Origin of the sequence: Pseudomonas sp. GL-RE-29 (assembly GCF_019947275.1) — a bacterium.
Taxonomy (GTDB): domain Bacteria; phylum Pseudomonadota; class Gammaproteobacteria; order Pseudomonadales; family Pseudomonadaceae; genus Aquipseudomonas; species Aquipseudomonas fluorescens_A.
Genome location: NZ_JAGYGD010000002.1, coordinates 335485 through 348735, shown reverse-complemented (window position 1 = coordinate 348735; position 13251 = coordinate 335485). Strand labels below are relative to the sequence as shown.

Annotated in this window: 10 protein-coding genes and 1 tRNA gene; 8 read left to right on the top strand and 3 right to left on the bottom strand. The window is 58.6% G+C overall.

Going from position 1 to position 13251, the window contains the following annotated elements; genetic code table 11:
• Positions 1 to 41: 41 nt before the first annotated feature.
• The 4 genes from KGB21_RS03340 to KGB21_RS03325 all read left to right on the top strand — a co-directional run bounded on the left by KGB21_RS03340 (position 42) and on the right by KGB21_RS03325 (position 3529).
• The gene (locus KGB21_RS03340; protein ID WP_034148405.1) at positions 42 to 677 is read left to right on the top strand and encodes a hypothetical protein; all 636 of its coding nucleotides are present in this window, start codon (positions 42 to 44) and stop codon (positions 675 to 677) included.
• Between the two features lie 284 nt (positions 678 to 961).
• On the top strand, positions 962 to 2467 hold the full coding sequence (locus KGB21_RS03335) for a YdgA family protein (RefSeq protein ID WP_223503527.1): 1506 nt from the start codon (positions 962 to 964) through the stop codon (positions 2465 to 2467).
• A 196-nt stretch (positions 2468 to 2663) separates the two neighbouring features.
• Positions 2664 to 3227: a YbhB/YbcL family Raf kinase inhibitor-like protein gene (locus tag KGB21_RS03330; protein WP_034148407.1), complete on the top strand. Its 564-nt coding sequence runs from the start codon at positions 2664 to 2666 to the stop codon at positions 3225 to 3227.
• Positions 3228 to 3262: 35 nt separating this feature from the next.
• A complete protein-coding gene (locus KGB21_RS03325) occupies positions 3263 to 3529 on the top strand; it encodes a hypothetical protein (protein WP_034148408.1) in 267 nt (88 codons plus the stop codon).
• A gap of 170 nt (positions 3530 to 3699) precedes the next feature.
• Here KGB21_RS03325 and KGB21_RS03320 read toward each other — a convergent pair.
• Positions 3700 to 3776 (bottom strand) — tRNA-Arg (locus KGB21_RS03320).
• A gap of 347 nt (positions 3777 to 4123) precedes the next feature.
• On the opposite strand from KGB21_RS03320, the gene gabD reads away from it, so the two are divergent.
• The 3 genes from gabD to KGB21_RS03305 all read left to right on the top strand — a co-directional run bounded on the left by gabD (position 4124) and on the right by KGB21_RS03305 (position 8380).
• The gene (gabD, locus tag KGB21_RS03315) at positions 4124 to 5566 is read left to right on the top strand and encodes an NADP-dependent succinate-semialdehyde dehydrogenase (protein WP_223503525.1); all 1443 of its coding nucleotides are present in this window, start codon (positions 4124 to 4126) and stop codon (positions 5564 to 5566) included.
• A 184-nt stretch (positions 5567 to 5750) separates the two neighbouring features.
• Positions 5751 to 7028 carry a 4-aminobutyrate--2-oxoglutarate transaminase gene (gabT, locus tag KGB21_RS03310; RefSeq protein ID WP_034148410.1) on the top strand — a complete coding sequence of 426 codons (1278 nt, stop codon included), beginning with the start codon at positions 5751 to 5753 and terminating at the stop codon, positions 7026 to 7028.
• 137 nt (positions 7029 to 7165) lie between these two features.
• Positions 7166 to 8380, top strand: a complete 1215-nt coding sequence (locus tag KGB21_RS03305) for a response regulator (protein ID WP_034148411.1) — start codon at positions 7166 to 7168, stop codon at positions 8378 to 8380.
• Between the two features lie 109 nt (positions 8381 to 8489).
• Here the strand turns inward: KGB21_RS03305 and KGB21_RS03300 are convergent, their stop codons facing one another.
• Positions 8490 to 9479, bottom strand: a complete 990-nt coding sequence (locus tag KGB21_RS03300) for a GGDEF domain-containing protein (RefSeq protein ID WP_034148412.1) — start codon at positions 9477 to 9479, stop codon at positions 8490 to 8492.
• Positions 9480 to 9733: 254 nt separating this feature from the next.
• A complete protein-coding gene (desA, locus tag KGB21_RS03295; RefSeq protein ID WP_034148413.1) occupies positions 9734 to 10915 on the bottom strand; it encodes a delta-9 fatty acid desaturase DesA in 1182 nt (393 codons plus the stop codon).
• Positions 10916 to 11062: 147 nt separating this feature from the next.
• Between desA and dibA the strand changes: the two genes are divergently transcribed.
• Positions 11063 to 12982 carry a phosphodiesterase DibA gene (gene dibA / locus KGB21_RS03290; RefSeq protein WP_223503524.1) on the top strand — a complete coding sequence of 640 codons (1920 nt, stop codon included), beginning with the start codon at positions 11063 to 11065 and terminating at the stop codon, positions 12980 to 12982.
• Positions 12983 to 13251 lie beyond the last annotated feature (269 nt).

Genomic DNA, 13251 nt, shown 5'->3' with positions numbered 1-13251 from the left:
TGCTTCGCACAAGGCTCGCGCAGGTCATGGGGAAACCAATAATGAAAAACCCTTATGCTCTCGGCTTCTGGTGCGCCGTCGTGGCGTTAGTGCTGCTTTCGGCGACCTACTTCTACGGCATCATGCTGGCCCACCAGATCGACAAGGCTCTGGTGTTCCTCGACAGCGCCACCGCGCTGATTGCCGTGATGTCTATCGCGGTGGTGGCCTGGGCGTCCGTCCAGACCCAGCGAATCAAAAAAAGACAACTCGAACAAGGCAAAACCCTGGTGCTGATCTGGGACACTAAGGTCGCGCTGCGTCGTGTCGAAACGGTGTTCGATCGCTATTTCTGGGGCAGTTACTGGCAGCCGGGGCGCACGTTCCAGGAAGTCATGGGCGAACTCACCGGCACGCCGCTGGAAAAGAGTCTCGAAACCTTGAAGAAACAATGCCTGGAGCTGGACAAGCAAGTGGCTGACGACGGTCGACACTGGCTCAACAACGCCCGGGAGCTGGCGGACGTCGCCACGGCCATGGCCCGCGAGCGCTATCAACTGGACTTCTGCGACCCGCGTGGGGAAGTGACGGGCGGGGCGGTGATCAATCGGGATTTTGAAGTGCTGGTGTACACCTGGACGGCGCGGCTCAAGACCTTTGATCATCAGCTGGATGAGATTGAGGTTCAGTATTCCTGAATCTGTGTTGATGACACTGACGCCATCGCTGGCAAGCCAGCTCCTACAGGTTTCACACAATTCCCGTAGGAGCTGGCTTGCCAGCGATAGCAATCGAATCAACACCGCAATGGTCGCGTCTTGCAGCAACGTCCCATAAACACTCTTTCACCGTTAATCATTGGGCCGCCCACCGTGCCTGATGCTAATCTGCACCCCACTTTCAGCGCAGTCGTGACCGCAACCCGTCATGGGTTCAGGGAAGACGACCACACCTTCAACTACGGACATTGATCGGGTCATTCATGAATAAATCAGCAGGCGTGCTCCTGGGAATTGTTGTCGCTATCGGTGCAATCAGCGTCGGCGGTGCCTGGTACACCGGCACCAAAATCGAAGGCGTGCTGAACAGCTCCCTGGCTGACGCCAACCAGCAGTTGCAGGCCGCGTTGGTCGGGCACAAAGGCACCGCGTCGCTGGAACTGGTGTCGCTGGAGCGCCACGTATTCAGCAGCACCGCGCACTATCGCCTGAAGGGCGAAGGTGAAATGTTTGGCGAGTCGCCGATCGAGTTGCTGTTTGTCGACAACGTCGAACACGGCCCGTTGCCGTTTTCACGCCTGATGTCGCTGAAGTGGTTGCCGGTCATGGCCACCAGTCACTACGAACTGGAAAAAACGCCGCTCACGGAAAAATGGTTCGCCGCCACCAAGGACGCCTCGCCGCTCAAAGGCGTGGTCAATATCGGCTACGACAATTCCACCAACGGCAATCTCGAATTGCTGCCACTGGAAGCGGCCCTGGACGACAAATCCAGCGTGAAATTCTCCGGCCTGAAGGTCGACGTCGCGGCCAGTGCCCAGGCGCAGAAGGTCAAGGCCGATGGCTACATGGACAGCCTGAAGCTGACCACTGTTTCTGAAGATCAGGCGCCGGTGCAGGTCGAATTAAGCGGCCTCACGCTGGCCAGCAATCTGAGCAAAAGCACCTACGGCTTTTACACCGGTGAAAACACGGTCGAGCTGAAGAACAGCAAAACCACCTTCGGCCCGAAACAGTCAGTGCTGGGCTTGAAGAGTTTCGAGATGAAAAACCACACCGAGGAATCGGGCACCAGCGCTTCCGGGCGTGCCGATTACAAAATTGGCGAAGTGTCCTTGAACGGCAAGCCTGTCGGCTCGGCACAAATGGCCATGAGCCTGAAGAACCTCGACATTCCTTCGACGATGGCGCTGATGCAGATTTACCAGACCAAGTTGCAGCCTTACGAACAGGCCGCCGCCGAAGCTGCCGAAGCGAACCTGCCAGTACCAGAGCTGAACCTGACCGAAGCGGAAGAAGCGCAGCTAAAAACCAATCTGGAGCAACTGCTCGCCGCCGGCCCGCAAGTGGCTCTGGAGAACCTGTCGTTCACCACCACCCATGGCGAAAGCCGCGCCAACCTGGTGCTGAACCTGACCAAGCCACAAACGATCGACTTGCCCGCAGACCAATTGGTGCGACAACTGATCGCTTTGCTGGACATCAATCTGCAAGTATCCAAGCCAATGCTGGTTGACGTGTTCACCGTGCAGTCGCAAATCGACGGTCAGACCGACGCCAAACTGATCGCCGATCAAGCCACCGCCACCGCCGACATGTTCGGCAGCATGGCCGTCGGTACGCAGCTGGCGAAACTGGACGGTAATAACATCGTCAGCAAACTGCATTACGCCAACAACCAGGTGGAATTCAACGGGCAGAAGATGACCGTCGAAGAGTTCGTCGGGTTCGTGATGAGCAAGTTTGGCGGGGTTGGCGAGGTTCAGTAAGCGCGCTGCAATTCCCCTGTAGTAGCTGCCGCAGGCTGCGATCTTTTGATCTTGAAAAATCAAAAGCTTGCAGCCTGTGGCAGCTCCTACATGTTTGTGAAACCGAATTGTTCATCCAAATCCCACTGCCACCGCGCAAACGGTCCGGCTATAGTTTGCACGCCGACGACGGCCCCACCCGCACAAGGTATCCGGCATGACCCGATTGACCTCTCTCAACCCTTGGCTCGCGGCCGTAGCCGTCGCCCTTTGCGTGCAATTTCCGGCGCAGGCGGCCCAGGAGCGTTTCACCCTCAATATCCCGGGTGTATCGGATGACCGACTGTTCACCTCCGCCGCCGCCAGCGATGCCGCCGGTTGCGGCGGGCACAATGTCTCACCGGCGCTGAACTGGAACGCCGGCCCTGCGGGCACGCTCAGCTACGCCATCGTCATGCACGACCCGGACGGCCAGAAAGGTCAGGGTGTCGATCATTGGGTGCATTACGGCATCAAGGCCGCCACTCACCAGATTGCGGCCGGTGTCGGCGCCAAATCCGCGCTGGAAGGCATGGGTGGTACGAACAGCAAAGGCACCACAGGTTACGTCGGCCCGTGCCCGCCAGTGGGCGACAGTGCGCACCATTACATCATTCAGATCTACGCCCTGGACCTGGCGCCGGATGCCTTGCCTGCCGGCCTGACCCGCGCGCAGTTACTGGAGAAAATCAAAGGCCATGTGTTGAAAAACAGCAGTGTGGTGCGGCGATATCACCGCTGAAGGTTTTTCAGAACGTTTGAGCCGAATTCGGCGATTTGGCATTCAAGCCCGAAAACGCGCACTATCGGGCCATAGCCGATGCGTTGGAGGATGCCGTGGCAAAAAAAATCGACCGCATCGCCCAAATGCTCAACTGCCCGCAAAAGGGTGAGGAACTGCGGAGAGCAATTACCGAGAGTCGTAAGGATTTTCTGCTGAATCAGCCGGAAGAAGCGGCTGTCGAAGACGACGACCTTGAAGAGGAGCTCTTTGAGGATGACGAGGATGATGAATACGACGAGTTTGACTGGACGACCGAGTGAAAAAACCTCAATCCCTGTAGGAGCCGGCTTGCGGGCGATAGCGGTGTGTCAGGTAAGGCGATGTCGACTGAACGACCGTCATCGCCATCAAGCCAGCTCCTACAGGGATCTCCGCCAGCCACAAAAAAGCCCCAGACCTTACGATCTGGGGCTTTCTCGTTTTTACAGTATGGTGCACCAGGCGGGATTCGAACCCACGACCCCTGCCTTCGGAGGGCAGTACTCTATCCAGCTGAGCTACTGGTGCAGCGGGCGCCATGATACTCATATGCACTGCGGGCGTCCATGCTGCTGAATCGCCTCGGTTTTTCCAAAGCGTAACTTGCGTTTGATACGTTGATCAGAAAAATGCAGCAAAAAAGACGTTTTCGTTCTTTTTTTCGAACGCCCTATTGTCCTTTACCCCCTTTGATCCTAGGATTCGTTTGAGATTTCAAACGCTCTTGTCTGGGTGCTGAACCGCACGAGTTCATTCCGTGCGCTATTTATGTGCTTCAGCCCGGTGAATGATTTCCCTGACGGCAGCCTACCGAGGCGCCTTTCTACAATCATAATTTGCTCCGCGCGTGCGCGGTGCTGTTAAGGAAAGCCGACATGCAGCTTAAAGACACCCAGTTGTTCCGCCAACAAGCCTTCATCGATGGCGCTTGGGTAGATGCGGACAATGGTCAGACGATCAAGGTCAACAACCCGGCAACGGGCGAAATTCTGGGCACCGTGCCGAAAATGGGCGCTGCCGAAACCCGTCGTGCCATCGAAGCTGCTGACAAAGCGCTGCCAGCCTGGCGTGCACTCACCGCCAAAGATCGTGCGAACAAGCTGCGTCGTTGGTTCGAGCTGATCATCGAAAACCAGGACGACCTGGCTCGCCTGATGACCATGGAACAAGGCAAGCCATTGGCCGAAGCCAAGGGCGAAATCGTTTACGCCGCTTCGTTCATCGAGTGGTTCGCTGAAGAAGCCAAGCGCATTTACGGTGATGTGATTCCGGGCCACCAGCCAGACAAGCGCCTGATCGTGATCAAGCAGCCAATCGGCGTGACCGCTGCCATCACCCCGTGGAACTTCCCGGCCGCGATGATCACCCGTAAAGCCGGCCCGGCCCTGGCCGCCGGTTGCACCATGGTGCTCAAGCCTGCTTCGCAAACCCCATACTCCGCGTTCGCCCTGGCTGAACTGGCCCAGCGCGCCGGCATTCCGGCTGGCGTGTTCAGCGTTGTTTCCGGCAGCGCCGGCGACATCGGCAGCGAGCTGACCAGCAACCCGATCGTGCGCAAACTGTCCTTCACCGGTTCGACTGAAATCGGTCGTCAACTGATGTCGGAATGCGCCAAGGACATCAAGAAAGTGTCCCTGGAACTGGGCGGCAACGCGCCGTTCATCGTGTTCGACGACGCGGACCTGGATAAGGCCGTCGAAGGCGCGATCATTTCCAAGTACCGCAACAACGGCCAGACCTGCGTCTGCGCCAACCGCCTGTACATTCAGGATTCGGTCTACGACGCATTCGCCGAGAAGCTGAAAGTGGCCGTGGCCAAGCTCAAGATCGGTAACGGTCTGGAAGACGGCACCACCACTGGCCCGCTGATCGACGAAAAAGCCGTGGCCAAGGTCCAGGAGCACATCGCTGACGCCGTTTCCAAAGGCGCCACCGTGCTGTCCGGCGGCAAGTCCATTGAAGGCAACTTCTTCGAGCCGACCATTCTGACCAACGTGCCTAACAACGCTGCCGTGGCCAAGGAAGAAACCTTCGGTCCATTGGCTCCGCTGTTCCGCTTCAAAGACGAAGCCGAAGTGATCGCGATGTCCAACGACACCGAGTTCGGTCTGGCTTCCTACTTCTATGCTCGCGACCTGGGTCGTGTGTTCCGTGTGGCTGAAGCCCTGGAATACGGCATGGTCGGCGTCAACACCGGGCTGATCTCCAACGAAGTCGCGCCGTTCGGCGGCATCAAGGCCTCGGGCCTGGGCCGTGAAGGCTCCAAGTACGGCATCGAAGATTACCTGGAAATCAAATACCTCTGCCTGGGCATCTAAGCTCACAGGGCATTGCTTCAAACGCAAAGGGCACGAGAGCGCTGTCCCTTTGCGTTGTTTCAAACCGGAATTTTCTCTGTGGCCGGGAACGCTGCGGCAGTCGATCATCGCATGCTGCCGTCGTTACTTCCCCGCCGCTTAATCCTTGAACCACGCCGACCGATGAGCGGCGAATGAGGACTTTATGAGCAAGACTAACGCTGATTTGATGGCCCGCCGTACCAATGCAGTTCCACGTGGTGTTGGCCAGATTCACCCGATCTTCGCCGAGTCCGCGAAAAACGCGACCGTGACCGACGTTGAAGGTCGTGAGTTCATCGACTTCGCCGGCGGCATCGCTGTGCTGAACACCGGCCACGTGCACCCGAAAATCATCGCCGCCGTGACCGAGCAGCTGAACAAGCTGACCCACACTTGCTTCCAGGTTCTGGCTTACGAACCGTACGTAGAAGTGTGCGAAAAAATCAACGCCAAGGTGCCAGGTGATTTCGCCAAGAAAACCCTGCTGGTGACCACCGGTTCCGAAGCCGTAGAAAACGCCGTGAAAATCGCCCGTGCCGCCACTGGCCGCGCCGGCGTGATCGCCTTCACCGGCGCTTACCACGGTCGCACCATGATGACCCTGGGCCTGACCGGTAAAGTCGTGCCTTACTCGGCCGGCATGGGCCTGATGCCTGGCGGCGTGTTCCGCGCGCTGTACCCGAACGAACTGCACGGTGTGAGCATCGACGATTCGATCGCCAGCATCGAGCGCATTTTCAAGAACGACGCCGAGCCGCGTGACATCGCTGCCATCATCATCGAGCCGGTTCAGGGCGAAGGTGGTTTCTACGTCGCTCCGAAAGAATTCATGAAGCGTCTGCGTGCCCTGTGCGACCAGCACGGCATCCTGCTGATCGCTGACGAAGTACAGACCGGCGCTGGCCGTACCGGTACCTTCTTCGCCATGGAACAGATGGGCGTTGCTGCCGACCTGACCACCTTCGCCAAATCCATCGCTGGCGGCTTCCCGCTGGCCGGTGTGTGCGGCAAGGCCGAATACATGGACGCCATCGCTCCAGGCGGCCTGGGCGGCACTTACGCCGGTAGCCCGATCGCTTGCGCCGCGGCCCTGGCCGTAATGGAAGTGTTCGAAGAAGAGCACCTGCTGGACCGCTGCAAGGCAGTCGGCGAGCGTCTGGTGACCGGTCTGAAAGCCATCCAGGCCAAGTACCCGGTAATCGGTGAAGTGCGTGCCTTGGGCGCGATGATCGCGGTCGAGCTGTTCGAAGACGGCGACAGCCACAAGCCGAACGCTGCAGCCGTGGCGTCCGTTGTGGCCAAGGCTCGCGACAAGGGTCTGATCCTGCTGTCCTGCGGCACCTACGGCAACGTTCTGCGCGTCCTGGTACCGCTGACCTCGCCGGACGAGCAACTGGACAAAGGTCTGGCGATCATCGAAGAGTGCTTCTCCGAGCTCTGATCACCGAGTGTGACCTGATCGACAAAAAACCCGCTGCGGCGGGTTTTTTCATGCCCCGCGAAACACATCCGGCGCAATTGCGCTGTATCGAAGGGCCAGCATTCGCTAAGGTTCAGGCATTGCCAGGGAGAGCTGTAATGACTGTCGTAAATTTACCCGCCATTCCAAGAGTGCTGATCGCCGAGGCCGATCCCTGGTCCCGCGATTTGCTCAAGGAAGTGTTGTTGAACGTCCGCTGCGACGCGCGGTTGGATTTGTGTGCCGACGGCCAACAGGCGCTCGAACTGCTGGCCGCCAATCCGTACGACCTGGTGATCGTCGACTGGGAATTACCCGGTGTCGATGGCCTGAATGTGTTGCGCAATGTGCGTCAGCGCAAACGCAATCCGCCGTTGCCCTTCATTCTGATGAGCAGCCGTAGCGACAGCGCCAGCGTACGCGAAGCCTTGCCTCTGGCGCCTGCCGCGTATCTGACCAAACCCCTGAACATGGAAAGCCTGACTCATCGCTTGCAGGGCTTATTGCTCGATGCCGGTGAAGAGGTGTCGTGCGAAATACCGGCGCTGGCGCCAGGCATGACCTTGTCGATATTCCTTGAGCGTCGTCGCGAGCTGGCCGAAGGCGCACCGCTGATGACTGACGTGCAGTTGGCAGTCAAGCGCAGTCTTCATCCAGAGGGCCTGGATTTGACGGTGCTGGAAGATGAAATCCGTACCGATCCACAAGTCACCGCCGTGCTGATCGCCGCTGCCAACAGCGCAGCCCAGCACCATGGTACGGCAGTACAAACCCTGGCCCAGGCGCTGCATCGATTGGGCACTGGGCAGAGCATGAACCTGATTCTCGGGCTGGCCCTCAAGCGCAGTGCACGGCTCAGCGACCCGTTCCTGTCGGACTATGCGGAGCGTTATTGGGACTTGTCGCTGCACACGGCGGAATACGCGCGGACGCTGGCACGCTTGCTCGATCTGGATCAGGCGCGATGCTACTGCGCCGGCATGCTCCATCGACTTGGTGACTTGGCGTTGCTGCGCTGCTTGCAGGAGTGGAAGCAGGCCGGTGGTGAGCTGGATGAGCAAGAAACGGTCGGCGAGGCGCTGGCTGAATTCAGCGCGGCCTACGGTTCGGCCTTGCGCACCCGCTGGCGGCTGCCGCTGGAGCTGCGCGAGCTGATTGCGGCGGTCTATCAGCTCGGTGGTGGGGTTTACTCCCGGGAAGCGTTGGTGATGAACATGGCGGGACAACTGGCGCGGTTGACCGAGCATGAGGGCATCGAAGAATTGGCCAAGAGCCGAACGGCGCGGTTGCTCAAGATCGGCTTGCCGGAGTTGATGCGGATGCGCAAGAAGTAAGCCTGAACTCTGTAGGAGCTGGCTTGCCAGCGATGGCGTTGTATCTGGCTGACCGAGTCGTCTGGAATCGCTGGCAAGCCAGCTCCTTCAGGAGGTTTGTGTTGGACGGTCAGGCGGTGACAATCCGGTTCTTGCCCTCGCGCTTTGCCTGATACATCGCCGAGTCCGCGCGGGCGAACAGGCTGTCGACGTTTTCATCCTCGTCAGTGAGGCTGGTCAGTCCCTGGCTGACGGTAATGCCAAATGTCTGGCCGTCATGGCTGAATCTCAAGCGCTGGATCTCCCGTTGCACGCGCTCGGCCACTTGCAGGGCAAGGTCCGGCGTGCAGCCCGGGAATACCGCGGCGAATTCCTCACCGCCAATGCGCCCAAACAGATCGCCTCGACGTAGCGCAGCGCGTCCGCCGTCGGCGATGCGTTGCAGCACGTTGTCGCCTTCCTGGTGGCCGTAGGTGTCGTTTATCACTTTGAAGTCATCGATATCGATCATCAGGAACGACAACGGCGTGCCTTGTTGCCGCGCCAGTTCAAACTCGCGGTGGGCGCCTTCGAAGAAGTGCCGGCGGTTGCTGCTCTGGGTCAGGGCGTCGGTGGTGGCCAGACGTTGCAGCTCGGTTTCCATCTGTTTTTTGTCAGTGATGTCTTCAGCGATGCCAACAATGATCACGGGCTGCCCCGGTTCGGCCTGTCGGTTGATGAAGCATTTGTCGCTGAGCCAGCGCACTTGGCCATCGGCGGCAATGATGCGGTACTCGCGATCTTCCACGGCGCCTTTTTCCAGTACGTCTGCCAGACTGCGCTCGGCATATTCCAGGTCGTCGGGGTAAATGGCGTCGCGCCACTGGTTGTAGTCGGCTAGTAGCAGATCAGCTGGCCGGCCGAAAATCCGTTCATAGGCCGGGCTGACGTAGAGCACCTGGCGGGTTTCCCAGTTGAAAGCCCAAAGCACCGCGTTAACGCTCACCAAAAGGGTGCTGAACAGCTGTTCACGCTCGCTCAGGCGCGCCACTTCACCTTGGGCGTGCATCAACGCCAGTAGGGTTTGCGCGGCTTCGGGCCACGGCGGAAGGGATGAGTCTTGATGGTTTTGATTGACCATTTGCACAAATCTCAAAGGGCGTGCGCCGCTTCGGATTCGTAAGCGGCTACAACGAAGCCCGCCTGGAGGGCGAAGTGTCTTTGAGAGGGAGGATTTGGTGCGAAGTTCCCGCTAATTGTGGCTAGGGAGATTGCTCCTGCCGGGCGGTATTGGCGACGCGTTTTGTCGGTTAAAAACGCGTCGTCAGGTTTTGCGACTGCTGCGCAGCCGAGCGGGAGCAAGCTCCCTCGCCACACGGCAACCCTTCGACCGAGTCAGGCAGTCGGGCGCAGGGAGTAGGTTTTGAGCTGATCGGCGAAGTCGCGCAAGGATTGAATCCCGCTCGCTTCGGCTTCGTGTACCCAATCCTTGATGGCCGCCAGCATATCGTGACCATTTGAGCTGGTCTTGACCCAGATCTGCTGCAAGGCCAGGCGTTTTTCGTAAATTACCTTCAGCGCCTGGCTGTGTTCGAGCATGTTCTGGATGCGCACATGGTGTTTGTCGTCCAGCAGGCTGGTTTCCCGGGACAGCAAACGCTTGGCGCGGCGGAACTGGTGACGGACCGAGTGATCGACCTTGTCCAGCTCTTGCTTGACCAGCGGGCCGATCACCAATTTGCGGTACTGGGCCATGATCTGGAAGCGGTTGTTGAGGATCGCCATGGCGGTGTCCATGTCCAGGCTGCCTTTGCCCTCGACACGGTGGGCAATCGGCGCGACCCGCTGCACCTTGGCCAGGCGCAGAAAGCTGAACACTTGAATCCATGCCCAGCCCATATCGAATTCCCACTTCTTCACCGACAATTTTGCCGAATTAGGATAGGTGTGATGGTTGTTATGCAGTTCTTCGCCGCCGATCAGGATGCCCCAAGGCACCAGATTGGTCGCCGCATCGCGGCATTCGAAGTTGCGGTAGCCAATGGCATGGCCCAGGCCATTGACCACGCCGGCGGCCCAGACCGGGATCCACATCATCTGGATGGCCCAGATGGTGATGCCGATGGTGCCGAACAGCAGCAGGTCGATGACGCCCATGATCGCCACACCGAGCAACGGGAAGCGGGTGTAGAGATTGCGCTCGATCCAGTCTTCCGGGCAGTTCTTGCCATAGATGCGCAGGGTCTCGGGGTTTTCCGCTTCGGCGCGGTACAGCTCGGCACCTTTGCGCAGAACGGTGGACAAGCCTTTGATGACCGGGCTGTGCGGGTCATCGACGGTTTCGCATTTGGCGTGATGCTTGCGGTGGATAGCGGTCCACTCGCGAGTGTTCTGTGCCGTGGTCAGCCACAGCCAGAAACGGAAAAAATGCTTCAGGCCAGCATTCAGCTCAAGCGAGCGATGGGCCGAGTAACGGTGCAGATAGACCGTGACGCCGACGATTGTCACGTGGGTCATCAGCAGGGTGACTGCCACCAGTGACCAGGGCGACAAGCCGAGAAAACCTTCGTACCACATAGGCTATAGGGCCCTCGATAAAGAAAAAAACAGCCGTTGCATTATCACTAAGCCCACAGATAAAACCAGTCGCCCTTTCAGATAAGAGTCGCTGGATGTGTCATTAACCTATAATCCCGTCTTTTTTGTAGGGATATGGACAGCCTTATGTCTGCCAGCTATCGCGATGCCGTGCGTGCAGCGCTGCTTTACCTGTTGCTTGCTGTGGTCTGGCTACAGCTCAGTGACTATTTATTGAACAGTTTCTTCGATGACTCGGCCGAGCTAATGCGCTGGCAACTGATCCACGGTTATGCCTGGGTGGTGCTAAGCGCCGGGTTGATCTTCATTGCCCGTGCGAGGTTGTTTCGGTGCCTTGGTGTCGGTGCCAGATTGCGCGAGCGCAGCGAAGATCGTGAGCGTTTGCGTCAGGCCGCCGCCGTGTTCGATTGCACTCGCGAAGGGGTATTGGTCACCAATCACGCAGGATTGATCGTTCATGTCAATCGCGCCTTCATGGAGATCACCGGTTATCAACGTGAAGAGGTGCTGGGTCAGCGGCCCAATCTGTTCAAGTCCGGCCATCACCCGCCGGTGTTTTACCAAGACATGTTTGCCACCCTCGATAGCACCGGTGAGTGGAGCGGGGAAATCTGGAATCGACGCAAAAGCGGCGAAATCTACCCGCAATGGCAGACCATCCGCATCATTCACGACGACCGGGGGCGGCGCAGCCATTACGTGGCGGTGTTTTCCGACATCAGCGCGATCAAGAATTCCGAACACGAATTGATGCGCCTGGCGCACCACGATCCTCTTACCGACTTGCCCAACCGTTTGCTGTTCACCGATCGCGCCGAACAGGCGCTGGCATCGGCGCAGGTCCACAAGCGCGGCTGTGCGTTGCTGATGATCGATCTGGATCACTTCAAGATGATCAACGACAGCCTCGGGCACACCCTGGGTGACCAATTGCTCAAGGCGGTAGCGCAGCGCCTGAATGCCATGTTCGGACCCGGCATCACGCTGGCGCGATTGGGTGGCGACGAATTCGCGGTGCTGGCCGAAAGTTGCCCGCAGCCGGGTCAGGCTGCGGTGCTGGCTCAACGAATCATCGAGGGTTTGAAGGAGCCATTCCCGATCGATGAACATCAATTGTTTATCAACACCAGCATCGGCATCAGCCTGTTCCCCAGCGATGCCCTCAGCGCCGAACAATTGTTGCGCAATGCTGACTCGGCGCTGTTCAAGGCCAAGAGCACTGGCCGCAACGGTTATGCGCTCTATACCGAAGAATTGACTGCCCATGCCCAGCAACGGGTGGAAATTGCATTCGAATTGCGTCGGGCGCTGGATTTGCAGCAGTTGCGGGTTTTCTACCAGCCAGTGCACGACCTTCTGAGTAGTCGAGTGATTGGTGTCGAGGCGCTGGTGCGATGGGCGCATCCGCAACGCGGTGTGGTGTCGCCGGCAGAATTCATTCCCGTGGCCGAACGAACCGGATTGATCGCCGAAATCGACGCCTGGGTGATGCGTCAGGCCTGTCAGCAGATGTGCGAGTGGCAACAGGCTGGCGAGAAGTTGTCGTTTGTTGCGGTGAATGTGTCATCGCGCCTGTTCGCCCGTCGTGAGTTGTACCAGCAAGTCGCCCAGGTGTTGCGTGAGACCGGGTTGGATCCGGCTTGTCTGGAACTGGAAGTCACCGAGAGCGCGGTGATGGAAGATCCGGAAGTCGCGCTGGAGCAAATGCATCGACTGCGCGAATTGGGTGTGCGGCTGGCCATCGATGATTTCGGCACGGGGTATTCGTCACTGCTGCGGCTCAAGCGGTTGCCGGTGCAGAAGCTCAAGATCGATCAGGGCTTTGTCGCTGGGTTGCCGTGGGATGAGGACGACGCGGCGATTGTGCGGGTGATCATTGCGCTAGCCAAAAGCATGGGGATGCAGGTGCATGCCGAAGGGATCGAGCAGGTCGAGCAAGCGGCGTTTTTGCTGCAGCAAAGCTGTGATCTCGGCCAGGGATACTGGTTTGGGCGGCCAGTGCCGCCTGGGCAGTTGGACTGGATGCATGCGCCGGTGATTGCTTGAACGCGTAATCTGCTTCTTATTTGTGGCGAGGGAGCTTGCTCCCGCTCGCCTGCGCAGCAGGCGTAAAGATGGGGGCCGCTGCGCGACCCAGCGGGAGCAAGCTCCCTCGCCACAGGAATGTGTGTGTTTCAGAAATGCAGGAAAATCCTCCCAAACCCTTGTCCCGCCAAATAATGTCTTCTGGTTATATAAACATTCTTAAATAGTCTTTTTAAGAATATCTGCGCCTCTCTACTATTGGTCTCACGCCGCAAGCAGTGCCGCCACTG

Bases quoted from the DNA above. Each gene is read 5' to 3' on its own strand.
- gabD (WP_223503525.1), top strand. From the start codon at position 4,124: ATGCAGCTTAAAGACACCCAGTTGTTCCGCCAACAAGCCTTCATCGAT.
- KGB21_RS03335 (WP_223503527.1), top strand. From the start codon at position 962: ATGAATAAATCAGCAGGCGTGCTCCTGGGAATTGTTGTCGCTATCGGT.
- KGB21_RS03340 (WP_034148405.1), top strand. From the start codon at position 42: ATGAAAAACCCTTATGCTCTCGGCTTCTGGTGCGCCGTCGTGGCGTTA.
- gabT (WP_034148410.1), top strand. From the start codon at position 5,751: ATGAGCAAGACTAACGCTGATTTGATGGCCCGCCGTACCAATGCAGTT.
- KGB21_RS03330 (WP_034148407.1), top strand. From the start codon at position 2,664: ATGACCCGATTGACCTCTCTCAACCCTTGGCTCGCGGCCGTAGCCGTC.
- KGB21_RS03305 (WP_034148411.1), top strand. From the start codon at position 7,166: ATGACTGTCGTAAATTTACCCGCCATTCCAAGAGTGCTGATCGCCGAG.
- dibA (WP_223503524.1), top strand. From the start codon at position 11,063: ATGTCTGCCAGCTATCGCGATGCCGTGCGTGCAGCGCTGCTTTACCTG.
- desA (WP_034148413.1), bottom strand. From the start codon at position 10,915: ATGTGGTACGAAGGTTTTCTCGGCTTGTCGCCCTGGTCACTGGTGGCA.
- KGB21_RS03300 (WP_034148412.1), bottom strand. From the start codon at position 9,479: ATGGTCAATCAAAACCATCAAGACTCATCCCTTCCGCCGTGGCCCGAA.